This window comes from Arthrobacter sp. ATA002 (assembly GCF_026898095.1).
GTDB lineage: Bacteria > Actinomycetota > Actinomycetes > Actinomycetales > Micrococcaceae > Arthrobacter_B.
Genome location: NZ_CP114015.1, coordinates 2,445,069 through 2,468,299 on the forward strand (window position 1 = coordinate 2,445,069; position 23,231 = coordinate 2,468,299).

At 66.2% G+C, this 23,231-nt stretch carries 19 protein-coding genes and 4 pseudogenes; 4 read left to right on the top strand and 19 right to left on the bottom strand.

The window, feature by feature from the left end; all coding sequences use genetic code 11:
* Positions 1-105: 105 nt before the first annotated feature.
* From OL239_RS12150 to hisI, 15 genes and pseudogenes are all read right to left on the bottom strand, one after another.
* Positions 106-495, bottom strand: a complete 390-nt coding sequence (locus OL239_RS12150; protein WP_268909172.1) for a hypothetical protein — start codon at positions 493-495, stop codon at positions 106-108.
* Between the two features lie 374 nt (positions 496-869).
* Positions 870-2,381, bottom strand: coding sequence for a pyruvate kinase (pyk, locus tag OL239_RS12155; protein WP_268909173.1), 1,512 nt, complete (start codon positions 2,379-2,381; stop codon positions 870-872).
* Positions 2,382-2,472: 91 nt separating this feature from the next.
* Positions 2,473-2,862: a helix-turn-helix transcriptional regulator gene (locus OL239_RS12160; RefSeq protein WP_268909174.1), complete on the bottom strand. Its 390-nt coding sequence runs from the start codon at positions 2,860-2,862 to the stop codon at positions 2,473-2,475.
* Between the two features lie 2 nt (positions 2,863-2,864).
* A complete protein-coding gene (locus tag OL239_RS12165) occupies positions 2,865-3,134 on the bottom strand; it encodes a hypothetical protein (protein ID WP_268909175.1) in 270 nt (89 codons plus the stop codon).
* Positions 3,125-3,313, bottom strand: a complete 189-nt coding sequence (locus OL239_RS12170) for a hypothetical protein (RefSeq protein ID WP_268909176.1) — start codon at positions 3,311-3,313, stop codon at positions 3,125-3,127. The genes OL239_RS12165 and OL239_RS12170 overlap by 10 nt, the downstream gene beginning before the upstream one ends.
* 91 nt (positions 3,314-3,404) lie before the next feature.
* Positions 3,405-4,862, bottom strand: a complete 1,458-nt coding sequence (locus tag OL239_RS12175; RefSeq protein WP_268909177.1) for a glutamate synthase subunit beta — start codon at positions 4,860-4,862, stop codon at positions 3,405-3,407.
* Positions 4,855-9,443 (bottom strand): annotated as a pseudogene (gene gltB, locus OL239_RS12180) (glutamate synthase large subunit). The gene OL239_RS12175 and the pseudogene gltB overlap by 8 nt, the downstream one beginning before the upstream one ends.
* 188 nt (positions 9,444-9,631) lie before the next feature.
* A complete protein-coding gene (gene lgt, locus OL239_RS12185) occupies positions 9,632-10,672 on the bottom strand; it encodes a prolipoprotein diacylglyceryl transferase (protein ID WP_268909178.1) in 1,041 nt (346 codons plus the stop codon).
* Positions 10,673-11,506 carry a tryptophan synthase subunit alpha gene (gene trpA / locus OL239_RS12190; protein WP_268909179.1) on the bottom strand — a complete coding sequence of 278 codons (834 nt, stop codon included), beginning with the start codon at positions 11,504-11,506 and terminating at the stop codon, positions 10,673-10,675.
* Positions 11,503-12,719 (bottom strand): annotated as a pseudogene (gene trpB, locus OL239_RS12195) (tryptophan synthase subunit beta). Before trpB ends, trpA begins: the two are co-directional and overlap by 4 nt.
* A 262-nt stretch (positions 12,720-12,981) precedes the next feature.
* Positions 12,982-13,812, bottom strand: coding sequence for an indole-3-glycerol phosphate synthase TrpC (gene trpC, locus OL239_RS12200; RefSeq protein ID WP_268909180.1), 831 nt, complete (start codon positions 13,810-13,812; stop codon positions 12,982-12,984).
* Entirely contained in the window at positions 13,813-14,106 is a 294-nt protein-coding gene (locus tag OL239_RS12205) for an HGxxPAAW family protein (protein WP_268909181.1), read from the bottom strand. It lies immediately after the preceding gene.
* 109 nt (positions 14,107-14,215) lie between these two features.
* Positions 14,216-14,917, bottom strand: a complete 702-nt coding sequence (locus tag OL239_RS12210) for a Trp biosynthesis-associated membrane protein (RefSeq protein ID WP_268909182.1) — start codon at positions 14,915-14,917, stop codon at positions 14,216-14,218.
* Positions 14,914-16,528: pseudogene (locus tag OL239_RS12215) on the bottom strand (anthranilate synthase component I). The gene OL239_RS12210 and the pseudogene OL239_RS12215 overlap by 4 nt, the downstream one beginning before the upstream one ends.
* 18 nt (positions 16,529-16,546) lie before the next feature.
* Positions 16,547-16,948: a phosphoribosyl-AMP cyclohydrolase gene (gene hisI / locus OL239_RS12220; RefSeq protein ID WP_268909183.1), complete on the bottom strand. Its 402-nt coding sequence runs from the start codon at positions 16,946-16,948 to the stop codon at positions 16,547-16,549.
* A gap of 179 nt (positions 16,949-17,127) precedes the next feature.
* On the opposite strand from hisI, the gene OL239_RS12225 reads away from it, so the two are divergent.
* Positions 17,128-17,862: an SDR family oxidoreductase gene (locus OL239_RS12225; protein WP_268909184.1), complete on the top strand. Its 735-nt coding sequence runs from the start codon at positions 17,128-17,130 to the stop codon at positions 17,860-17,862.
* A gap of 88 nt (positions 17,863-17,950) precedes the next feature.
* Positions 17,951-18,595, top strand: a complete 645-nt coding sequence (locus tag OL239_RS12230) for a TIGR03085 family metal-binding protein (RefSeq protein ID WP_268909185.1) — start codon at positions 17,951-17,953, stop codon at positions 18,593-18,595.
* A gap of 88 nt (positions 18,596-18,683) precedes the next feature.
* Here OL239_RS12230 and OL239_RS12235 read toward each other — a convergent pair.
* A pseudogene (locus tag OL239_RS12235) lies at positions 18,684-19,708 on the bottom strand (DUF808 domain-containing protein).
* A gap of 233 nt (positions 19,709-19,941) precedes the next feature.
* Between OL239_RS12235 and OL239_RS12240 the strand changes: the two are divergent.
* Together OL239_RS12240 and OL239_RS12245 are read left to right on the top strand one after the other, a co-directional pair.
* The gene (locus OL239_RS12240) at positions 19,942-20,346 is read left to right on the top strand and encodes a hypothetical protein (RefSeq protein WP_268909186.1); all 405 of its coding nucleotides are present in this window, start codon (positions 19,942-19,944) and stop codon (positions 20,344-20,346) included.
* Positions 20,347-20,418: 72 nt separating this feature from the next.
* A complete protein-coding gene (locus tag OL239_RS12245; RefSeq protein ID WP_268909187.1) occupies positions 20,419-21,030 on the top strand; it encodes a dihydrofolate reductase family protein in 612 nt (203 codons plus the stop codon).
* A gap of 28 nt (positions 21,031-21,058) precedes the next feature.
* On the opposite strand, the gene OL239_RS12250 is transcribed toward OL239_RS12245, so the two are convergent.
* The 3 genes from OL239_RS12250 to OL239_RS12260 all read right to left on the bottom strand — a co-directional run bounded on the left by OL239_RS12250 (position 21,059) and on the right by OL239_RS12260 (position 23,209).
* Positions 21,059-21,613 (bottom strand): RNA 2'-phosphotransferase, encoded by a 555-nt coding sequence (locus tag OL239_RS12250; protein ID WP_268909188.1) that lies wholly within the window; start codon positions 21,611-21,613, stop codon positions 21,059-21,061.
* A 129-nt stretch (positions 21,614-21,742) separates the two neighbouring features.
* Positions 21,743-22,783: an NAD(P)-dependent alcohol dehydrogenase gene (locus OL239_RS12255; RefSeq protein WP_268909189.1), complete on the bottom strand. Its 1,041-nt coding sequence runs from the start codon at positions 22,781-22,783 to the stop codon at positions 21,743-21,745.
* A gap of 102 nt (positions 22,784-22,885) precedes the next feature.
* The gene (locus tag OL239_RS12260) at positions 22,886-23,209 is read right to left on the bottom strand and encodes a hypothetical protein (protein ID WP_268909190.1); all 324 of its coding nucleotides are present in this window, start codon (positions 23,207-23,209) and stop codon (positions 22,886-22,888) included.
* Positions 23,210-23,231 lie beyond the last annotated feature (22 nt).

The window sequence follows — 23,231 nt, forward strand, 5'->3', positions numbered from 1 at the left end:
CCGGGACCGCCCGCGCCGCGCTCAACGGCACCTGCAGCCCAAGCCCTGCCCGGCGAACGTCGGGCAGGGCTTTTTGCCGCGCCCGGAAATGCACGCATCCCGCCGTTACACGCTTGTGAGTGCCCGGTTCTTGATCAGCTGGAATTCTTCCTGGTTAATCGATCCGGAGTTCAGGAGATCCTGTGCTTTGGAAATCTCCTCACTGGGACTCGCTGCAACTCTGCGGATGTACGCCTCAGTGGACTCCTGAGCGGCCCGTGAGCGTTCCATCGCGCGCTCGTTCATTCCCTTGCCCCGGGCAATGATGTACACGAGGACGGTCAGAAACGGGAAGATGACCATGAAGATGATCCAGATGGCTTTCGCCCAGCCGCTCAGACTCTGGTCGCGAAAGAGATCGCCGATGACGGCAAACAGCGTGAACAGATAAGCAAAGAACACCATGGCGCTGAAGGCCCACCACACGATGTCCCAGAAATTCTCCCAAAAACTCATTCGGATGCCCACTTTCATTCGGGGTGTGAAACCTGGTGGTTGCCTTTGAGCGTGATGAATGCGCCTCGTGACCGAACAGGCTGATCCCAGTATCGGTCCCCCGTATCAGCAGAACCACCCTTCCGGCGGCAGAAGGCTGCCGCGAACCGTGCATCGGCCACTTCGCCCGCGGGGTCAATGCTGTGTCCGGTGGACGAGCAGCAGGTGGCGGATGTGCTGACTGGTTGCGGGCTACGGCGGACGGAATGCGGAGACGATTAGCAGCCATATCCGGAAAATTTGATATATCTTTATAAATGTGGATAGTGCACACACAAAAGACTGCCCGGCCGGATGACCGGCCGGGCAGCACTAATGTTCCAGGGGCAACCAGGTTAGATGGGTTTTGCCTTGCCCTTGTTGGCACTCTTGACCGGCCACGGGCCAACCTTCTCCTTGACCCGCATCTGCCCTTCGAGGCGCTGACCGGCGTCGGCGATGTCCCCCACCTTGTGCACCTTGACGGTGTTGGTGGACCCGGCCTGCCCGGGAGGCGAACCGGCGGCAATGACCACTAGGTCGTCGAGATCCACCAGGTCATTCTCGATCAGGGTGCGGTCCACCTGGGCCGTCATCTGGTCGGTGTTCTCGGCGAATTCCACGAGCATCGGCTGGATACCCCAGAAGAGGCTCATGTAGCGGTAGGTCTGTTCCACCGGCGTGAAGGCAAGTACCGGCTTCTTCGGGCGCAGGCGCGAAAGCCGGCGGGCCGAGTCACCGGACTGGGTGAACGTGCAGACAAACTTCGCGTCCAGCTGGTCGGCGATTTCGACGGCGGCGCGGGTGATGGCACCGCCGCGGGTGCGGGGCTTGGAGCCCAGGGCCGGAACGCGGTTCAGGCCGTGCTCTTCGGTGGACTCGATGATCCGCGCCATGGTGGTCACGGTTTCGATCGGGTACTTGCCCACGGAGGTTTCCCCGGACAGCATCACGGCGTCGGCGCCGTCGAGGACGGCGTTGGCGCAGTCGGAGGCCTCGGCGCGGGTGGGGCGCGGGCTGTCGATCATCGATTCCAGCACCTGGGTGGCCACGATGACCGGCTTCGCCCACCGGCGGGCCAGCTCGATGGCATTCTTCTGGACCAGGGGCACGTCTTCCAGGGGAAGCTCGACACCGAGATCGCCGCGGGCGACCATGATGGCGTCGAAGGCGTCAATGATTTCCTCGATGGCCTCGACGGCCTGCGGCTTCTCGACCTTGGCGATGACCGGCACGCGGCGGCCTTCTTCGTCCATGACTTCATGGACACGGCGCACATCGACGGCGTTGCGGACGAAGGACAGGGCGACCATGTCGACGCCGGTGCGGATGGCCCACCGCAGGTCGGCCTCATCCTTGTCGCTCATGGCGGGAACACTGACGGCAACGCCTGGCAGGTTCAGGCCCTTATTGTTCGACACGGTGCCGGGAACGGTCACTTCGGTGACAACCTTAACGTTGTCCACTGCGGTGGCGCGGACTGCCACTTTTCCGTCGTCGATCAGCAGGGTGTCCCCCACGCTGACATCGTTGGGCAGGCCGGTGTGGGTGGTGGAGACGATGTCCTTGGTACCCGGCACGTCCTCGATGGTGATCGTGAAAACGTCACCCTTGTTGAGGAAATGCGGACCGTCCACGAAACGGCCCAGGCGGATCTTCGGGCCCTGGAGGTCGGCGAAGATGCCAACGGGCTTGCCCAGTTCCTCGGAGGCACGGCGGACGTTGTCGTACACGGATTTGTGCACATCATGGTCGCCGTGGCTCATGTTCATGCGGGCAACGTCCACACCCGCGCGCAGAACGGCGACGGTGTTTTCGTAGCTTGCGATTGCGGGGCCGAATGTGGCCACAATTTTTGCGCGTCTCATATGTTCCAGCCTAGTCGCCCGGCGGCAATTACGCATGGAGACGGGCCGCAGACGTCGTGACCGGTGGAAAGTGTGGCCCGTGTTCTTTCTCTCACGCTTCCCCGGCGGGAGCGGACCCCGGTGCCCGAAGGACAATCATGTTCGCCTCGACTCCGGCGAGGAACTGCGCACCGGCCCGGGTCAGGGTAAGCTCCTTGCGCTTGGCACCGGTACGCGCCGCATCGACCTCCCTGCTGAGCAGAAAGCCTGTGTCCTGGAGCCGCTTGAGGCTCCGGTACAGGCTGCGCTCAGTGACGGTCCATCCAGTGGCAGCCGCAACGTTTGCTGCGACTGCTGCCACGGTTGCCGGCTCCCGGGCGGCCACGGCGCTCAGGATTACCGGTGTCAGCATCGACTTCTTGTAGGTTTCCACCCAGGACTCAATCCTGGCTTCCACCCATTCCTGTTCCTCCGTGGAGCGTTCCTCCGTGGAGCGGGGCATGCTCAGTCCTCCCATCCGCGGCCCAGGATGCTGCCCGTGAGATGGATGAGCAGCCCCACTCCCCATGCGGCACTCATGAGAAGTGTTGCTCCGAACCACGGTGTCGCCAGGAGCTCCTGCGCAACCGCGCCCTCACCGCCGGTCGCTCCCAGGCTGACGGCACGCACCACGGCATGCGCAGTGAAGGAGACCGTGACGGTGAGGAAGGCGATCGTGTGGGCGATGGCGAATCCAAAGCGCACGTGCAGGAGTTTGCGCCGGTTTACCGCCATCCAGGCGGCAATTCCAGCCGCGGCGACGGCGGTGAGCACCCCGGCGAGGACGCCGATCCCTCCCCGGCCAGGGCAATGGCCGTTTGGACGAGCACCATGGCGGCGGCCAGGCCGAGCAGGTACGGCAGCAGCAGTGAACGAGCGTTGACGGTGGGCGAGGGCAGCGTTTGCGTCGTCATGCAGGCACCGTACCAGTGGAACACTACCTAGGGAAGAGGCCTGCTGGAGCACATGGGGGCCACCTGCTTCAGCACCGGCAGACCCTGTCCCCTACAGCAGCGAAATTGCCCGGTCCGTGGGCGCCACCGGTGCCGGCAGCCGGGTGGAACCCATCAGCCACTGGTCCACGGCTGCGGCGCAGGCCCGCCCTTCGGCAATCGCCCACACGATCAGCGACTGGCCGCGGCCGGCGTCGCCCGCGGCGAACACTCCCGGAGTACCGGTCATGTAATAGCCGTCGCGCACCACGTTGGACCGCTCGTCGAACTCGGTTTGGAGCTGGTCGGCAAGCCCGGCCGGCTCCGGCCCCGTAAACCCGAGGGCCAGGAACACCAGGTCCGCCGGCAACACCCGCTCGGTGCCTGCCTTCGGTACCCGCCGCCCGTCCACGAACTCGGTTTCGGCCACTTTCACGCCGGTCAGCTGCCCGTTCTCCCCCACAAACTCAACCGTGGAGGACAGGTACGTGCGTTCCCCGCCTTCCTCATGCGCGCTGGCGGTTTCAAACAGGGTCGGGTACATCGGCCACGGCTGGTGTCCTGCACGCTCAGCCGGCGGCTGCTGTCCGATAGCCAGCGTGGTCACGGACGCAGCCTGCTGGCGGTGGGCAGTGCCCAGGCAGTCCGCACCGGTGTCGCCGCCGCCGAGGATGATCACGTGCTTGCCCTCCGCCGAGATGGAGTTCCGGACCGGCTCCCCCGCGACCGCGCGGTTGGCCTGCACCAGATAGTCCATAGCGAAATGCACGCCGTTCAGGTCACGGCCGGGGATCGGCAGGTCGCGCGGCACGGTGGCCCCGGTGGCCACCACCACGGCGTCGTACCGCCGGCGCAGCTGCTCCCAGCTAATGTCCCGTCCCACTTCGACGCCGGTGCGGAACCGGGTTCCCTCGGCGCGCATCTGATCCAGGCGCCGGTCCACCTGCAGCTTTTCCATCTTGAAGTCGGGGATGCCGTAGCGCAGCAGGCCGCCGATCTTGTCGTCGCGCTCATAGACCGCCACGGTGTGCCCGGCGCGTGTGAGCTGCTGGGCCACGGCCAGACCCGCCGGGCCGGAGCCGACGACGGCGATGGTCTTGTCCGTCAGCCGCTCGGGAGCATGCGGGGTCACCCAGTTCTCGTCGAAGGCCTGGTCAATGATCGAGACCTCGACCTGCTTGATCGTCACTGCCGGCTGGTTGATGCCCAGTACGCAGGAGGCCTCGCACGGCGCCGGGCACAGCCGTCCGGTGAATTCCGGAAAGTTGTTCGTGGCGTGCAGGCGTTCAATGGCTTCGCGGCCCTTGTCCCGGTACATCAGGTCATTCCACTCCGGAATGAGGTTGCCCAGCGGGCACCCCTGGTGGCAGAACGGGATGCCGCAGTCCATGCAGCGCCCCGCCTGCTCCTTCAGGACACCCTTTTCCTGGGCTTCATAGACCTCTTTCCAGTCCATGATGCGCACGGGCACGGGGCGGCGCGGCTGGGTCTGGCGTTCACGTACTTTCAAGAATCCGCGTGGGTCAGCCACCGGTTACCTCCAAAATTCGGGTCCATGCTTCGGCGCCGTCAGGGTCGAGACCCGCGTCGGCGGCGGAAGCGCGGGCATCCAGCACGGCCGCGTAGTCGCGCGGCAGCACCTTGGTCATGCGGCGGGCTGTGGCGGCAAAGTCCTCGAGCAGGGATGCCGCCAGGACGGATCCGGTCTCTTCGGCGTGCCGGATCAGCAGCCCGCGGACAATGTCGGCGTCCTCCGCGTCCAGCGGCTCAAGGCGAAGTTCGCCCTTTTCGATCGATTCCTTATTCATGCGCTCCGGCACCAGGTCCAGCAGATATGCGGTGCCGCCGGACATGCCGGCGCCGAAGTTGCGTCCGGTGGGGCCCAGGATCAGCGCCTGTCCGCCGGTCATGTATTCGCAGCCGTGGTCACCGATGCCTTCGACGACGGCGGTTGCTCCGGAGTTGCGGACCAGGAAGCGTTCGCCCACCTGGCCCCGCAGGAACATCTGCCCGCTGGTGGCGCCGTAACCAATCACGTTTCCGGCAATGACGTTGCGGGCGGCGTCGAACACGTTGGTGCGGTCCGGGCGGACGATGATCCGGCCCCCGGAGAGGCCCTTGCCCACGTAGTCGTTGGAGTCTCCGAGCAGGCGCAGCGTGATGCCGGCCGGCAGGAACGCACCAAGAGACTGTCCGGCCTGGCCGGTGAGGGTCACGTCGATGGTGTCGGTGGCGAGGGTGTCGATGCCGAACGTTTTGGTGACGGTGTGGCCGAGCATGGTGCCCACCGAGCGGTCGGTGTTCACCACGTCCAGGGCGATCCGCACCGGAGCCCGGTTCTGCAGCGCGTCGGCGCTCATTTCGATCAGTTTGTTGTCGAAGTGGGCGTCCAGCTCGTGGTTCTGCGGCACCATGTTGCGCAGCGGTGCGCCGTGTTCAACCACCTCCGAACCCCGCAGGACCGGTTCCAGGTCCAGGCCGTCGGCCTTCCAGTGGTCGATGGCGGCCTTGGTGTCCAGCACTTCGGTGTGGCCAATGGCCTCCTCGAGTGAGCGGAAGCCCAGTTCGGCGAGGATTTCGCGCACTTCCTCGGCCAGGAATTCGAAGAAGTTCACCACGAACTCCGGCTTGCCGGAGAAGCGTGCCCGCAGTTCCGGATTCTGCGTGGCCACGCCCACCGGGCAGGTGTCCAGGTGGCACACGCGCATCATGATGCAGCCCGAGACCACCAGCGGAGCGGTCGCGAAACCAAACTCCTCTCCCCCGAGCAGCGCCGCAATCACGACGTCGCGCCCGGTTTTGAGCTGCCCGTCAACCTGCACCACCACCCGGTCGCGCAGGCCGTTGATCATGAGCGTCTGCTGGGTTTCGGCAAGGCCGAGTTCCCACGGGGCGCCGGCATGCTTGAGCGAGTTCAGCGGCGATGCGCCGGTGCCGCCGTCGTGCCCCGAGACGAGGACGACGTCGGCCTTCGCCTTGGTCACGCCGGCCGCCACGGTGCCGATCCCGGCCTCGGACACCAGCTTCACATGGACCCGGGCGCTCGGGTTGGAGCGCTTGAGGTCGTAAATCAGCTGGGCCAGGTCCTCAATGGAGTAGATGTCGTGGTGCGGCGGCGGCGAAATGAGCCCAACGCCCGGCGTGGAGTGCCGGGTGCGGGCCACCCACGGGTAGACCTTCTGTGCCATCAGCTGGCCGCCCTCGCCGGGCTTGGCCCCCTGCGCCATTTTAATCTGGATGTCATCGGCGTTGGTCAGGTACAGGCTGGTGACGCCGAAGCGTCCGGACGCCACCTGCTTGATCGCGGAGCGCCGTTCGGGATCCAGCAGCCGCTCGGGGTCTTCGCCGCCCTCGCCTGTGTTGGACTTGCCGCCGAGCCGGTTCATGGCAATAGCCAGGGTTTCGTGCGCCTCCTGGGAGATGGAGCCGTAGCTCATGGCACCGGTGGAGAAGCGCTTCACGATACTGGACACCGGCTCGACTTCCGCCAGCGGGACCGGCGGACGCTCCCCGGTGCGGAAGTCCAGCAGGCCGCGCAGGGTCATCAGCGACTTGGACTGGTCATCCACACCGCTGGTGTACTTCTTGAAAATGTCGTAGCGGCGTTCGCGGGTGGCGTGCTGGAGCCGGAACACCGTTTCCGGGTTGAACAGGTGCGGCGGCCCTTCGCGGCGCCACTGGTATTCCCCGCCGTTGTCCAGCGACCGGTGCGGATCCTCGATTTCGTCGTCCGGGTAGGCGCTGGTGTGCCGGGCGGCGGCTTCGGCGGCAATGACGTCCAGGCCGACGCCGCCGAGCTGGGACTGCGTGCCGTGGAAGAACTCGTCCACCAGCTCCTGGCCCAGGCCGATCGCTTCGAACGTCTGCGCGCCGCAGTAGGAGGCCACGGTGGAGATGCCCATCTTGGACATGATCTTCAGGACGCCCTTGCCGAGCCCCTTGATCAGGTTCGAGACGGCCTCTTCGCGGCTCACGCCGGTGATGTCGCCGTTGCGGACCAGCTCCTCGCAGCTTTCCATCGCCAGGTACGGGTTGACCGCGGAGGCACCGTAGCCCATCAGCACGGCCACGTGGTGCACCTCGCGGACGTCGCCGGCTTCGACCAGCAGCGAGATCTTGGTGCGGTTGGCGCTCTTGAGCAGGTGGTGGTGCACCGCCGAGAGCAGCAGCAGCGACGGGATCGGCGCCCACTGGGCGCTGGAGTCACGGTCGGACAGCACAATGTATTCGATGCCGCGGTTCACGGCGCCGGAGACCTTCTCGCAAATCTCGGCGATCCGGGCCCGCAGCTCGGTTTCGCCGCCCTGCGGCCGGTACAGGCCGCGCACCTTCAGCGCGATTTTCTCGCCGTCGCTGTTGGTCAGCTTGGCGATTTTGGCCAGCTGGTCATTGGTGATGACCGGGAAGTTCAGGGCGATCTGGCGGTTGCGGACCTGGCCGGTGGCCAGCAGGTTGCCCACCGGACCGATGGAGGCGCGCATGGAGGTGACGAGTTCTTCGCGGATGGCGTCCAGCGGCGGGTTGGTGACCTGGGCGAAGGACTGCACGAAGTAATCGAACAGCAGCCGCGGGCGCTGCGAGAGCACGGCGATGGGCGTGTCAGAGCCCATGGCGCCCAGGGGTTCGGCGCCGGTGCGGGCCATCGGACCGAGCAGGATCCGCAGTTCCTCCTGGGTGTAGCCGAAGGTGCGCTGCCGGCGGTTGATCGACGCCTTGGTGTGCAGCACGTGCTCGCGCTCGGGCAGCTCCTCCAGCGAGACCTGGTTTTCCCGGACCCAGTCCGCCCACGGATTGGCGGCGGCCATCTCGGCCTTGATCTCGGCGTCCTCGATGAGCCGCCCGGCCTTGGTATCGACGAGGAACATCTTGCCCGGCGACACGCGGCCCTTGCGGACCACCGTGGCCGGGTCGATGTCCACCACGCCCACCTCGGAGGCCAGGACCACCAGGCCGTCCTCCGTCACCCAGTAGCGGGCCGGACGCAGGCCGTTACGGTCCAGGACCGCACCCACCTGCGTGCCGTCGGTGAAGGACACGGCGGCCGGTCCGTCCCACGGCTCCATGAGCATGGAGTGGTACTGGTAGAAGGCCCGGCGGGCCGGGTCCATCGTGGCGTGGTTTTCCCAGGCCTCGGGAATCATCATCATGATGGCGTGCGTGATCGGCCGGCCGGAGAGCATCAGCAGCTCGGCCACCTCGTCGAAGGAGGCCGAGTCGGAGGCGCCGGGGTGCAGATCGGAAACAGTTCCTCGGGGGTCTCCCCCAGCAGCGGGTTCTTCAGCTGGGACTGGCGTGCGCGCATCCAGTTGCGGTTGCCCTTGACCGTGTTGATTTCGCCGTTGTGCGCAATGGTGCGGAACGGCTGGGCCAGCGGCCAGGACGGGAACGTGTTGGTGGAGAACCGCGAATGGACAATGCCGAGCATGGTCTTGAAGCGCGGGTCGGACAGGTCCGGATAGAACGGTTCCAGCTGCGCGGTGGTGAGCATGCCCTTGTAGACCATGGTCTTGGAGGACAGCGAGGGGAAGTACACGCCGAACTTGTTCTGGGAGCGCTTGCGGACCCGGAAGGCGCGGGCGTCCAGGTCGGAGGCGTCGCCGTCGGCCGGTGCCAGGAACACCTGGACGAAGTGCGGCATGCAGGCGCGGGACATGGCGCCCACGAGGTCCGCGACAATTGGCACTTCACGCCAGCCCAGCACCTCAAGGCCTTCGGATTCGGCGATGGATTCCACGCCGGCGCGGGCGGTCTCCTGCTCCCGGGCCTCGGTGGGCAGGAACGCGGTGCCGACGGCGTACGTGCCGGCCGCGGGAAGGTCGAAGGCGGTGACTGCGCGGAAGAATTCATCGGGCACCTGGGTGAGCAGTCCGGCGCCGTCGCCGGTTCCTTCGTCGGCACCGACGGCGCCGCGGTGTTCCAGATTGCGCAGGGCGGTCAGGGCGGCGTCAACGATGTCGTGCCCGGGCTCCCCGCGGAGGGTGGCGATGACGGCCAGGCCGCACGCGTCCTTTTCATTCTCGGCGCGGTACAGTCCGGTGTCGGCCGGAAAACCGGCGAAGCGGGTGAACGGCGAAACAGCGGAAGCTCCGCCGGGCGGAAAAGAATCAGTCATGAGAGGTAAGTCCTTCCCCCTGATTGAGCGGTGGGAGGGGACAACGCTGGCCCCACGGCGGAAGGCAGAGACATTCCGCGGTGTTCAGTACTTCACCAAAAGGGCGTCCGGTTTGTATCCCGTGGTCCCTTCAGGGGCGGCCACGGCTATGTGGCAGGAGCACCTCCCGGGAGGTAACCCGGCCGGCGCTACTTGGCAGTACCCGGAGTTCCGGGCTTGCGAGGATCGGTGTCCTCGTTTTTTGTCTCTGCGAGATTAGCATGCGGCTGTGACGCAGAAGACGCACGGGCCGAATTTCGCTGTTCTGTTTCGATCTTGTGATCTTCCGGTAACGCTTCCGTTTCCGCGGCCGGTTCGTGTCCGGGCAGGTACAGGGAACCGGAGCCGCCCTTCCGGGCGCGGAATGACAGGTAAATGAACATGACCACGGAGAACACGAAGATCAGCACGCTGGTCCACACGTTCAACCGCTGTGTGACGCCGAAGAGCGTAATCATTTCGGCGTCGTCAATGCGCAGGATCTCGATCCAGAGCCGGCCCAGGGTGTAGTACGCGGCGTAGAGCCAGAACAGGCGCCCGCCGCGCAGCCGGAACTTCCTGTCCAGCGCCAGCAGCAGGGCAACCCCGGCCAGGCACCAGAGCGACTCATACAGGAAGGTGGGATGGAACAGGGTGCCGGGAGCGGTTCCGTCCGGGAAGTTGGGGTTGTTGGCATCGATTTCCAGTCCCCAGGGCACGTCGGTGGGGCTGCCGAACAGTTCCTGGTTAAACCAGTTGCCCCAGCGGCCCACGGCCTGCGCCAGCAGCAGGCCCGGAACCCCGACGTCGGCGAAGGTGGACAGTTTGATGCCTGCGCGCCGGCAGCCGATCCATGCCCCCACGGCTCCGAGCGCCACGGCGCCCCAAATGCCCAGCCCGCCCCGCCAAATCTGCGGAATCAGGGAAAGGTCCCCGTCGGCACCGAAGTAGGCGTCCGGGGAGGAGATCACGTGGTAGAGCCGGCCTCCGATGATGCCGAACGGAATTGCCCAAATGGCAATGTCCCAGACGGCTTCCTCGGGCAGGCCGCGGCGCTTCCAGCGCACGGAAGTCATCCACAGGGCGAGGATGATGCCGGCCAGGATGCACAGGGCATAGGTGTGGATCGTCAGGGGGCCCAGCGAAAAGCTGCTGAAGTCCGCGGGCGGGCTGGGAATGCTGGCCGGAGCCGTCACGGACATCAGGTTCATTTAGCTGCTCTTTCTGGTTCCGGTGCTGAGTTCGCGGGTGAGGCCGGCGACGGCGGGGACGCCGCCGTCGCGCAGTGCAGCCACCAGTGCGGTGCCGACGATCACGCCGTCGGCGTAGGCTCCGATTTCGCGGACGTGGCCGGAGTTGGAGACGCCCAGGCCGACACAGACGTGCTGAGCGCCGGCTGCGCGGGCAGCGCTGACGACGTCCTTCGCTGCGGTGCTCACCGAGCTGCGGGCACCGGTGACGCCCATGATGGACACCGCGTAGACAAAGCCGCGGCTGGCCTCCACAGTGCTCTTCATCCGTTCGGGGGTGGAGGACGGAGCTACGAGGAAGACCCGGTCCAGGCCGTACCGGTCCGACGCGGCCATCCACTCCGAGGCTTCGTCGGGAATGAGGTCCGGGGTAATCAGGCCCGCTCCCCCGGCTTCAGCCAGGCGGCGGGAGAATTCGTCCACGCCCATGCGCACCACGGGGTTCCAGTAGGTCATGACCAGCACGGCGGCGTCGGTGGCGGCGGTGATGCCCGCAACGACGTCGAACACCTCCGCAACCCGGAAGCCCTGTTCCAGGGCCTGTGTGGTGGCGGCCTGGATGACGTGTCCGTCCATGACCGGGTCGGAGTACGGGATGCCGATCTCGATCAGGTCGGCGCCGTTTTCAGCCAGGGCAATGCCTGCGGCGATGGTTTCCTGCACCGACGGGAAGCCGGCGGGCAGGTAGCCGATCAGTGCGGCGCGGCCGTCGGCGGCTGCCCGGTCAATGGCTGCCGCGGCCTTGCTGCCGGCGCCGGTTCCCGGGCCGGGCGTGTTGTGAACGGCGGTGCTCACAGCTGTTCCCCTTCTTTGGCGATTTCGGCTTCGGCGGACTCGTCGTCCAGCAGGTTGAACCATTCGGCGGCCGTTGCTACGTCCTTGTCGCCCCGGCCCGAGAGGTTCACCAGCACGATTTTGTCCGCGGCGTCAGGGTTCCCGGCGGCGGCGGCCTCGGCGGCCAGCCGCTGTCCCACCTTGATGGCGCCGGCGAGGGCGTGGGCGGATTCAATGGCGGGAATGATGCCCTCGGTGCGGCACAGCAGCTGGAAGGCATCCATGGCTTCGGTGTCGGTGACCGGTTCGTAGGAGACCCGTCCGATGTCGGAGAGGTAGGAGTGCTCGGGCCGACCCCGGGGTAGTCCAGGCCGGCGGAAATCGAGTGGGATTCCACCGTCTGGCCGTCTTCGTCCTGCATCAGGTAGGAGCGGGCGCCGTGCAGCACGCCGGGGCGTCCCAGCGTGATGGTGGCGGCGTGGCGGCCGGTGTCGACGCCGTCGCCGCCGGCTTCGAAGCCATAGATTTTGACGCCGGGGTCGTCCAGGAAGCCGTGGAAAATCCCGATGGCATTGGATCCGCCGCCAATGCAGGCACAGACGGCGTCCGGCAGCCGGCCGGCCTGCTCCAGGATCTGCCCGCGGGCCTCCTCGCCGATGACCTCGTGGAAGAAGCGGACCATGGCCGGGAACGGGTGGGCCCCGGCGGCGGTGCCGAGCAGGTAGTGGGTGGTGTCCACATTGGCGACCCAGTCACGCAGCGCCTCGTTGATGGCGTCCTTGAGTGTTTGGGATCCATGGCTTACGGGGATGACGGTGGCGCCGAGCAGTTCCATGCGGGCCACATTCAGGGCCTGCCGGCGGCAGTCTTCGGCGCCCATGTAGACCACGCATTCCAGGCCCAGGAGGGCGGCGGCCGTGGCACTGGCCACGCCGTGCTGGCCGGCGCCGGTTTCCGCGATGACCCGGGTCTTGCCCATGCGCTTGGCGAGCAGGGCCTGGCCGAGCACGTTGTTGATCTTGTGCGAGCCGGTGTGGTTCAGGTCTTCGCGCTTGAGGAAGATCCGGACGCCGCCGGCGTGTTCGGCGAAGCGCCTGGCCTCCGTGAGCAGGGAGGGGCGGCCGGAGTAGTTCTTGTTCAGGTCAGCAATCTGCGCACGGAAGTCCGGATCGGCCTTGGCCTTTTCGAAGGTGTCTTCCAGCTCGTCCAGGGCAGCAATCAGGGATTCCGGCATCCAGCGGCCGCCGTACTCGCCGAAGTAGGGCCCGGGGGCATGGCGCAGCGAACCGTGCGTGTTCAGGAACGCGTCGGCCACCTCCTCCGTGACGGCGTCCGCCGCGGCGCCCTTGGCGGCGTTTGACGGGGCGGTGGAAGGGTCCTTGGACGTGGGGGCAGCCTCAGCTGCACCTGTCTGTTCCGGATTGCCGGTCATGAGCCTGGTTCCTGTCCTGCGTTGGTCCGGGCGGGCGCCCGGACGGGGATTTGTTGCGTTCTCGTCAGCCGTTGCCGTGCCTGCCGGCGGCCAGCGCATCACTGCCGGCCTGCATGAACCCGGCGATGGTGGCTGCAGGATCGTTGTGCCGCACCAGTGCTTCGCCCACGAGGACGGCGTTTGCCCCTTCGGCGGCATACTGTCCGACGTCGGCCGCGTTCCGCACGCCCGATTCGGCCACGATGACGGCCTCCGCCGGGATGCTGCCGGCGAGCGGTGCGAAGATCGCCCGGTCAACGTCCAGCGTCTTCAGGTTGCGCACGTTTACGCCGATGATCCGCGCACCCACGGCAACGGCTCGCTCGATTTCCTCGGCGGTGTGAGCTTCCACCAGGGCATTCATCCCCAAGTCATGAGTGAGCGCCAGGAAGCCCTTCAGCCGTGCATCGTCCAGTGCGGCCACGATCAGCAGCACAAGGTCGGCGCCGTGGGCGCGGGCCTCCCAGATCTGATACTCGTCGACCGTGAAATCCTTACGCAGCAGCGGAATGTCCACCGCCCTGCGGACGGCGTCGAAATCGGCGAGCGAACCGCCGAAGCGACGCTGTTCGGTGAGCACGCTGATCACCGCTGCACCGCCGTCGGCGTAGCGGGCCGCCAGCGCTGCCGGGTCGGTGATCTCGGCAAGGGCGCCCTTGGAGGGGCTGCTGCGCTTGACCTCCGCGATGACGCGCAGGCCGCTGCGCGGGGTGTCGTTGCCGCCCAAAGCGGCAAAGGCGTCCCGGGCGGGAGCCGCCGCACGGGCGCGCTCCTGCATCTGCTCCAGCGGAACCGTGCGCCGGCGTGCCTCGAGATCTTCGGCAACGCCGGCGACGATGTCGTCCAGAACGCTCACTTAGTGACCGTTGTTGGAGAGCTTCGAACCGCCTACGCCGTAGCCGGCCCTGCGCATGATGAAGCCGACCAGCAGGCCGGCCGCAATGACGCCCAGGCCGACGCAGAACCAGAGCACGCTGGCAATGATGTAGGCGAAGCTGGAAATTCCGGCGCCGACGATCATGATCAGGACACAGGTCCAGGCGGCGGGCGTGTTGCCGTGGCCGATGGTTTCATCGTGGATGCTGGCGTGACTCTCGGCCGCGTTTTCCGGCTTGTGGTCGACGTTGGTGTCAGTGGCGTTTGAGCCCATGGTGAATCTCCTCTAAACGAATCTGTTTCCATTCTGCCATTGACTGACGGAAACTCTTTCACGTGTTGCGGCGCTTGGGGAATTCCGGCGCCCGGCCCCCTGCGCCGGCTCAGCGGTAGTTGGTGGGGTCGTCTCCGCGGGTCAGCCGGTCCCAGCTGTCGATGTCGTCAATCGGTTCCGCGCCGTCGTCCTCGTCCGCGGCGGGCGTGCCCGCGGCGGATGGGGAGGTTGAAGCGGTGCCGGGTGCTGCGGCCTCCGGCGCCGCAGCACCGGCCGCAGGTGCCGACGGCGGCGTCTTGCCGGCAGCGGCGGCCGGGGCGTACCGGCGCGAGGACTTCCAGCCGCGGCTGGCAATGGCCAGCCAGATGCCGGTGAGGGCGATCAGGACACCGGAAACGAGGGCAACCCACGGCAGAGCCGTGGGGGTGACCACGGTGCCCGTGGCGCCGCTGACCCCGATCGCCTGTCCGATGGCACCGGCGGCTCCCTGCTCCGGATCGCTGATCACGGTGTAGCTGGCGGCAGCCACCCCGATGCCGGACACCAGCAGGATCACGCTGACGATCCAGCGGGCCACGGGGCCGGCGATGGATGCCGCCAGGCCAGCGGTAATGGCGACGACGGCGAAGGCGGTCACCGCGGTGGCGGCGTCCGAACCGGAGACGGCCAGGTCGGGGGTTTGGACGGCCGTCCGCGGCAGCTGGACGTTCAGCCAGGTGCGCGTGGTGGTGGCAAAGGCTGCGATGCCAAAGAGCACCGCCGCCATAATGACGGTTCCCTTGCGCTGCCACCTCTTCATGGGTGTGCTCACTGCGGTACTTCCTGCTCTGGTGGTGGGGCGGTATTACGGACGGGGCTCAGGGGTGCCGGAACGGAGGCGCTGCCGGTGACGGTCTCCAGGCTTTCAGCGATCAGGGCCGCGCGCAGCGGCGCCGCTGCCTTGTTCACTGTCTCCTGGGCTTCGGCTTCCAGGTCGGAGTCGGCAACGATCCCGCCGCCGGCCTGAACAAAAGCCTTGCCGCCGCGCAGCAGCGCCGAGCGGATGGCGATGGCCATGTCCATGTCACCCGCGAAGTCCAGGTAACCGACCACGCCGCCGTAGATGCCGCGCCGGTGCGGCTCCAGCTCGTCCAGCAGGCGCAGGGCGCGGGGCTTGGGCGCACCGGAGAGGGTGCCGGCCGGGAAGGTCGCGGCCAGCACATCATAGGCGCTGCGGTGCGGGGCCAGTTCCCCGACGACGGTGGAGACCAGGTGCATAATGTGGCTGAACCGCTCCACCTCCATGAACTGGGTGACGTCCACGCTGCCCGGAACGCACACCTTGGACAGGTCGTTGCGGGCCAGGTCCACCAGCATCAGGTGTTCGGAGCGTTCCTTTTCGTCAGCCAGCAGCTCCTCGGCGAGGACGCGGTCGGCGTCGGTGCCCTTGCCTCGCGGGCGGGACCCGGCGATGGGGTGCGTGATCACTTCGCTGCCGGTAACCGTGACCAGTGCCTCGGAGAGGAACCCACGACGGCGAAGGGGTTGCCGCGGGAGTCCTCGAAGTTGAACAGGTACATGTAGGGGCTCGGGTTGGTGTTGCGCAGCACCCGGTAGACCTCCAGCGGACCGGCTCCGCACTCCGTTTCGAAGCGCCGGGAGATGACCACCTGGAACACTTCGCCGTCCACAATGGCTTCCTTGCCGCGCTGCACGGCTTTCGTGTACTCCGGCTTGGGCCAGGATTCCTTCACTCCGTCCGTAAGGGCAGCCAGGTCCACGGTGCCGCCGCGCAGCACGGAGACCGGCTGCGGGGTGGGTTCGGCCAGCCGCTGCAGCATGGACTCGACCCGCGCCACGGCGTCATGCCAGGCCTCGTCCACCCTCTCGTCGGAGCCGTCCATGTTGATGGCGTTGGCCACCAGCATGACGGTGCCGTTGGAGTTGTCGTGGATGGCCATGTCCGAGACCAGGTTCATGGCCAGTTCGGGCAGGTCCAGGTCGTCGGCGGGCGGGTTGGGCAGTTTCTCCCAGTGCCGGACGGTTTCCCAGCCTACAAAACCGACCAGCCCGGAGGTGAACGGTGGAACCCCGTCGAGGCGCTCGGTTTGCAGCAGTTCAATGGTGCGGGCCACCGCTTCCACGGGGTTTCCGTCCAGCGGCACCCCGGCCGGCGGCGCCCAAGCCAGTGGGTTTCACCGTCATGCGTGGTCAGAGTGGCGCGCGACGAGGCACCGATGAAGGAGTAGCGGGACCAGACGCCGCCGGCGGCCGCGGACTCCATCAGGAAGGTCCCCGGTGCCCCGGCCGCGAGCTTGCGGTAAATCCCGATGGGCGTGTGGGCGTCGGCGAGCACGCTCAGATGCACCGGCACCACGCGGTGCTCGGCGGCCAGTGCCCGGAATTCCTCAAGGCCGGGGCGGATAACTCCAAGATCCTGCATATGTATGGTTTCTTTCGGTCAGCTGGAAGCGTCGGTCGCGGCCAGAACCGGGAGTTCCCGGCCGTCAAAGCAGGTGCGCGTTCCGGTGTGGCATGCGGCTCCCACCTGGTCCACGCGGACCAGCAGGGCATCGCCGTCGCAGTCCAGGGCGACGGACTTCACCCACTGGACATGCCCGGAAGTATCGCCCTTGCGCCAGTATTCCTGCCGGGAACGCGACCAGAAGGTCACCCGTCCGGTGGTCAGGGTGCGGTGCAGGGCTTCGTCGTCCATCCAGCCGAGCATCAGCACTTCACCGGTGTCATGCTGCTGGACGACGGCGGCCACCAGGCCGGCGTCGTCGCGCTTCAGGGCGGCACTGACCGCGGGATCGAGGCCGGGCGCCGGCGGGAAGTCGGAAGAAGGAGTTAAGGAAGACATCGTATCGATTCTAGTGGGTCGGGGCGGTGCGCGGCCGCTGAACCCGTTTCGCCCGGTTCACGGCGCTTCACATGCCGTTTTGGGAGCCGATGCTTATGGTGCCGGAGCCCCGCCGCTACCGTGGAAGGAACCCCGCCTGGCGCCGGAAACACCGGATAAGCCTGGAAAGGACAGCTGCCATGACCACTCAGGCATCACCCGGTCCCGTCGCCGTCATCACCGGCGCTTCGTCAGGGATCGGAGAAGCAACGGCACGGGAGTTAACCGCCGCCGGGTACCGCGTGGCGCTGCTGGCCCGGCGGACCGGGCGCCTTGATGCCCTGGCTGCCGAACTCGGGGACGGCGCCCTTCCGATCCAGGCGGACGTGACCCGGCGGGATGATCTGGAGGCAGCTGCCGGGCGGGTGAAAAGCGAACTCGGCGGCACCGATGTCCTGGTGAACAATGCGGGCGTCATGCTGCTCGGCGCTTTTGGTCCGGACCGGCACAGCGACTACCGGAACATGGTGGACGTTAATTTGCTGGGCGCCATCACTGCGACCGAAGTGTTCCTTGACCAGCTTCGCGACGGCGGCGGCGACCTGGTCAATATGTCCTCCGTGGCCGGACGCACGGCCCGGCCCGGGGATGCCGTTTATGCTGCCACCAAGTGGGGCTTGATCGGGTTCTCCGAATGCATGCGCCAGGAGCTGCTGCCGGATGTCCGGGTGACCGTGGTTGAGCCGGGGTACGTAGCCACTGACCTGCCCACGCACATCACCGATGATGAAGCTCGCCGGTCCACTGAGGAACTGTATTCACACGTCACCGCCACCCCCGGGGACGTGGCGCGGGTCATCGCCTTTGTCCTGGCGCAGCCCCGGCACCTGTCGGTCAATGAGGTCGTTGTCCGTCCCAGCGACCAGCGTCACTGACTTCCTCCCGGCGTCCTTCGGTGCGGAACCTTCCCGCCGGGCCTGTCACCCGCGCCAAACCGCGCTTAACGTGCTAGTTTCAGCAGTGATGCGATTTGTACAGCCCTCCCGTGAAGTCCTGGCCGAAACGTTGCTTGCGGCCGGTCCTCAAGCACCCACTTTGTGCGAAGGCTGGCTGACCAGGGATCTGGCCGCCCACCTGTATTTGCGGGAGCACAAGCCCGCCGCCGCCCTCGGTTTCTTCCTGAAGCCGTTTGCCGCGAAGACGGACCGGGTCATGGAGGAAACCGCTGCCCAGGCGTCCACCGCCGAGGGCTACGCCAAGCTTGTGCGCGCTTTCCGGTCCGGGCCGCCACGCCTGTCCCCCATGCACCTGAAGTCCGTGGATAACAGCGCCAACCTCGTGGAGTACTTCATCCACACCGAAGATGTTCGCCGGGCGGGTGACCGCTGGGCTCCGCGCGCGCTGGACAGCGACTACTCGGACGCCCTGTGGGCGGACCTGATCAAACGCGCAGCGCTCCTGTACCGCGGGGTGGATCTGGGCATCGTCCTGGTGCGGCCCGACGGTCCCCGGCACGTGGCCAAGCGGGCGCCGGTGTCCGTTGCCATTATCGGCGAGCCCGGCGAGCTGCTGATGCATGCCCACGGCCGCACCAAGCAGGCTCTGGTGATGTTCGAAGGCCAGCCTGACGCCGTCGCGCTCCTGGAAAGCGCCGACATCGGCCTCTAAGCGTCCCGCCGCGGGCCCGCAACCCTGCGGGCCGCGGCCCGCGGCTCGCCTGATCCCCGGGCCCGTAACCCGGCCCGGGGACGCTCATTCAGCCGGCCGGATCGGTGCCGGGTTTCTCCGGCCGGTGGCCGGCAGCAGCTGCCCGGACATCGCCGTCGTCGTGCCCGTCTTTCTTCTTGCCGAACGGCAGCACCTTTTTCAGGGGAAGGAGAACGGCCATGACAACCAGCCCCCAGGCCAGTCCAACGGCGGCCGAGCACAGGGTGTTCACGAGCCAGCCCAGGAAGCCGCCAACAACCGCAATGCCTGCCACGGGGTTTTCAAGTGCATGGACCAGGTCATACGGCGCATGCCAGCCCAGGTCTGAGACACCCACCAGCATGATATGGCCGCCCACCCAGAGCATGGCGATTGTTCCGACAAGGGTGATGGCAGCCAGGACGGACGGCATGCCTTTGACCAGCAGCCCGCCGATCCGCTTGGATCCGGCGGAGTCCTTGCCGCCATATGCAGCCCGATGTCGTCCATTTTGACGATCAGTGCCACGGCTCCGTAGACGAGTACCGTGATCGCCACGGCAACCACCACCAGGATGGCCCCCCGGACCCAGATGGACTCGGCCGCCACCTCGTTCATCGAGATGACCATGATCTCGCAGGACAGGATGAAGTCTGTGGTGATGGCACCCTTGACCACCTTGGACTCAGCGCCGGGACCGCGGTCCACCGCAGGCGCTTCTTTGGCCTCATGGTGGCCGCCAAAGAACTTGTGCCAAACCTTCTCCGCGCCCTCGTAGCAGAGGTACGTGCCGCCGAGCATGAGGATGAACGGGATGATGCCGGGGACGAAGGCGCTGACCAGCAGCAGGGCGGGCAGGATGATGAACAGCTTGTTCCGAAGCGAGCCCCAGAAGATCTTCTTGATCATGGGCAGTTCGCGGGACGGGTCCGCGCCGGACACGTACTGAGGCGTCACGGCGGCATCGTCAATAACGACGCCGGCCGCCTTGACTCCCGCTTTCGCGGCTCCGGCAGCGATGTCGTCAACGGACGCGGCGGCGATTCGTGCCAGGGCAGCGACGTCGTCCAGCAGGGCGACGAGCCCGCCGCTCATCGAACGCCTCCGAGGTCATGGGCGGCCCGCGCGGAGAAGCTTCGATGGAAATAGGTACATGGCATATCGAAATTATAGGACCGCAGGGTTGCTGTTCCCGGCTCCCGCCCGGAGACACGGCTTGTGAAAGCGATGAGCCGTGGACCTGCGTACTTAGACCGCCGCGGGCCTTCCGCCACACCGCCAGCCCGCCAGCCCGCTCCAAATCTCTGGGCAGGGGTATTCTGCGGGTCATGACCTACGACATTTTGGCGTTTGATCCGGACACTGTCACAGATGAAGATTTCCCGGCCTGGTGGGAAGAGCAATCGAGCTGGCATGAGAGTCACTCGTACGACGACGCGGCCGTGACAACCCCATCCCTGAGGACGTTTTACCGGGAACTGATTTCGGTTTTCCCGCCGATGAACGGACCCGATGCTCCGTCGAATGAAAAAATTGATGAGGATCCGGATCTGGAAAGCCGGCTTACCGATTACACCATCGGGACGGCTGTGGTTTACGCGGCGTTCGCGTGGAGTCAGGACGGGAGAGCGCGGGCCCTATTCACGTCGTTGGCTTCCAAGCACGGCGTTGCCGTCGCACTGTTCAGCGATGACATCGAGATCCTTCGTCCGTCGACCCGCGAGCCCGGGTAGATTTCCGCTCCGGGTTCCCTCGGCTCCTACTCCGGGCTGATGATGGAGGAACTGAACCGGAAGGGCGAACCCATGGGCAACTTGTCGCTTGACCTCTTTATGACCCTTGATGGCGTCTACCAGGCGCCCGGCGGCCCGGACGAAGATCCCGGGGGCGGCTTCCGGTACGGCGGCTGGCAGGCACCCTACACCGATGAGGCAGCCAGCAGCTGGATTGGCGGCAACATCGAGCGGATGGATGCCTTGCTGCTCGGACGCAGGACCTACGACATTTTTGCGTCCCACTGGCCTGCACGGGGAAACGATGATCCCATCGCGGCAAAATTCAACTCGCTGCCCAAGTTTGTGGTGTCCCGGTCCCTGTCCGGTCCTGTCTGGCACGGCACCACCGTGCTCACTTCCGCCGGGGACGTGGCGGAGGTGAAAGACCGGTTTGCCGACATGCATATTGTGGGCAGCGGCAGCCTGGCCCGCGCGCTGTTGGACGCCGATCTGGTAGACCGGCTGAACCTGCTGTTGTATCCGCTGACCTTCGGCACGGGCAAGCGGCTGTTCGCGCATGATGCAGGGATTCCGGCCGCTTTCCGGTTTGTGCGGCCACCGCGCGCGTTTTCCACGGGGGCCGTGGCCCTTGAATATGAGCGGGCGGGGCCCCCGGTAACCGGCGTCACTGCCGGCAGCTAGGCAAACACGACACAGTCCAGGAGTACTTTCATGCCCGCACCGCCGACGCCGGAATCACGCCGCCGGCGAGCCATACGCCCGAGTCCGACCGGTAGAAACTGATGCCCTGAGCCTGGGCGATTCCGGTATCAACAGTGAGAATCACTGGTTCGGCGTCCTTACGCCGTCCCACCTCCCGGGCCTGTTCCGCGGTCTCCGCCAGATGGACGTACTGCCGCCGCATGGGGAGGATGCCCGACTCCCGGATGATCGCGGCAGCGGCGCGGCCCGTTCCATGAAACAGCACCGGCGGAGGTTGGACCGGCGCCGATGACGGCTGCACCGGGACGGAATGGCCGTGCACTGCGCGTATCCGGCCGTTCTCTATCTGATGCCGTTTTTTCCCGGTCCCGGCCAACACCTCGTGCAGCACGCCCTGATCAACAAACTCCCACTGGGGGCCCAAGCCATGGAGGGCCTCAAGCACCCCGCTCACGTGTGTCCACCCTTCGGCGTCGAGGGCTAGTCCGTATTCTGCGGGCGCATGACGCAGCGCGTGGGATAACACGCGGCTGATCTCGGGCGTCGTTGGACGGGTAGTCATGGGCACGGACCTCTCAGGCTTGCAACACTGTGGTTCGGATGCGTCAAAGAATACCCACATGAAACCCCGCATACGCGAAGGCGCCCCACCAATCGGTGAGGCGCCCCTGCGGACTGCGGAATCCGGGTCCTAGATGGTTGCCGCGTCAATGACGAAGCGGTACCGGACGTCGGACTTCAGGACACGCTCGTATGCGGTGTTGATGTCCTTGGCGTCGATCAGTTCGATCTCCGGGGCGATGTTGTGCTCGGCGCAGAAATCCAGCATCTCCTGGGTTTCGCGGATGCCGCCAATGTTCGAGGCGGCGTACGAGCGGCGCTGGCCCATCAGGGCGAAGACCGAGATCGGCAGGGGCTCGGGCGGGGCGCCAACGCTTACCATGGTGCCGTCCAGGCGCAGCAGCGAGAGGTACTGCTGCAGGTCGACCGGGGCGCTGACCGTGTTGATGATCAGATCGAACGTATTGGCCAGCTTCTCGAACGTGCTCTCGTCGCTGGTCGCGTAGTAGTCCTTCGCACCGAACCGGAGTCCGTCTTCCTGCTTGCTCAGGGTCTGGGACAGCACCGTGACATCGGCGCCCATGGCAACGGCGATCTTGACGGCCATGTGGCCCAGTCCGCCCATGCCGACGACGGCGACGCGCTTGCCCGGGCCTGCATTCCAGTGCGCGAGCGGCGAGTAGGTGGTGATGCCGGCGCAGAGCAGCGGAGCCGCGGCCTCGTACGGAATGCTTTCCGGGACCCGGAGCACGAAGTCGTCGTTGACCACCACGGAGGTGGCGTAACCGCCCTGCGTGATGGTGCCGTCCACGTCCTTGCTGGCGTACGTGCCGATGTTGCCGTTCAGGCAGTATTGCTCCATGCCGGCCTTGCAGTTCTCGCACTCACGGCAGGAATTGACCATGCAGCCCACACCCACGCGGTCGCCGACCTTGTGTTTGGTAACGTCAACGCCGACTTCGGCGACCGTTCCGACAATTTCGTGTCCGACGACCTGCGGGTATGCAATGGGACCCCATTCGCCGCGGACGGTGTGGATGTCCGAGTGGCAGACACCGGCGTAGGCGATGTCGATGAGGACGTCGTGCGGGCCGACGTCACGCCGCTCAATGGTGGTGGGGACCAGATCATCGGTGGGCGAGGTGGCGGCTAAAGCGCGTGCGGTGCTCAATGTTTCTCCATACTGTGGGGCTGGTGTGCCAGAGGGCACATAAAAGCTAAGCCTACTTTGCGTCTATTTATTTCCCGAAGGGCACAATCTCTGCCAGAACTCCTAGTGAGCCACCACGCCGTAGCTGCGAAGGCTCAGCCGGTGAGCATCTCCCGGGGCCGTTTCCAGCGCCTCGTCAAGGTGGACCGAGAAGAGCCGAAGCTTGATGGCCGCAGATGAGGCATCCTCACCCGGCCACAGTCCCCCGGCATCGATACGTTCAACGGCACGGTGAATACCGGCTGCATCCTCGTCAAAGGAGAACAGCCGGCCGTCGTTGCTACGAAGCGAAACCCGTGCGGCCCCACCGCCGCCCTCGGATTCGATCACTCCGAGATGGGCGGCGGCCGCGGACAACTGCGTGAGGAAGCGGGCACAGTCGGGCATTGGTTCACCATCTCTTGGCAGG

What these genes read in the sequence shown, in the direction of transcription:
- OL239_RS12160 (WP_268909174.1), bottom strand. Translation starts at nt 2,862, where the DNA reads ATGCCCCGCTCCACGGAGGAACGCTCCACGGAGGAACAGGAATGGGTG.
- hisI (WP_268909183.1), bottom strand. Translation starts at nt 16,948, where the DNA reads ATGTCTTCCTTAACTCCTTCTTCCGACTTCCCGCCGGCGCCCGGCCTC.
- OL239_RS12205 (WP_268909181.1), bottom strand. Translation starts at nt 14,106, where the DNA reads ATGGGCTCAAACGCCACTGACACCAACGTCGACCACAAGCCGGAAAAC.
- OL239_RS12230 (WP_268909185.1), top strand. Translation starts at nt 17,951, where the DNA reads ATGCGATTTGTACAGCCCTCCCGTGAAGTCCTGGCCGAAACGTTGCTT.
- OL239_RS12150 (WP_268909172.1), bottom strand. Translation starts at nt 495, where the DNA reads ATGAGTTTTTGGGAGAATTTCTGGGACATCGTGTGGTGGGCCTTCAGC.
- OL239_RS12170 (WP_268909176.1), bottom strand. Translation starts at nt 3,313, where the DNA reads ATGACGACGCAAACGCTGCCCTCGCCCACCGTCAACGCTCGTTCACTG.
- OL239_RS12165 (WP_268909175.1), bottom strand. Translation starts at nt 3,134, where the DNA reads ATGGCGGTAAACCGGCGCAAACTCCTGCACGTGCGCTTTGGATTCGCC.
- OL239_RS12240 (WP_268909186.1), top strand. Translation starts at nt 19,942, where the DNA reads ATGACCTACGACATTTTGGCGTTTGATCCGGACACTGTCACAGATGAA.
- OL239_RS12225 (WP_268909184.1), top strand. Translation starts at nt 17,128, where the DNA reads ATGACCACTCAGGCATCACCCGGTCCCGTCGCCGTCATCACCGGCGCT.
- pyk (WP_268909173.1), bottom strand. Translation starts at nt 2,381, where the DNA reads ATGAGACGCGCAAAAATTGTGGCCACATTCGGCCCCGCAATCGCAAGC.
- lgt (WP_268909178.1), bottom strand. Translation starts at nt 10,672, where the DNA reads ATGAACCTGATGTCCGTGACGGCTCCGGCCAGCATTCCCAGCCCGCCC.
- OL239_RS12260 (WP_268909190.1), bottom strand. Translation starts at nt 23,209, where the DNA reads ATGCCCGACTGTGCCCGCTTCCTCACGCAGTTGTCCGCGGCCGCCGCC.
- OL239_RS12245 (WP_268909187.1), top strand. Translation starts at nt 20,419, where the DNA reads ATGGGCAACTTGTCGCTTGACCTCTTTATGACCCTTGATGGCGTCTAC.
- OL239_RS12250 (WP_268909188.1), bottom strand. Translation starts at nt 21,613, where the DNA reads ATGACTACCCGTCCAACGACGCCCGAGATCAGCCGCGTGTTATCCCAC.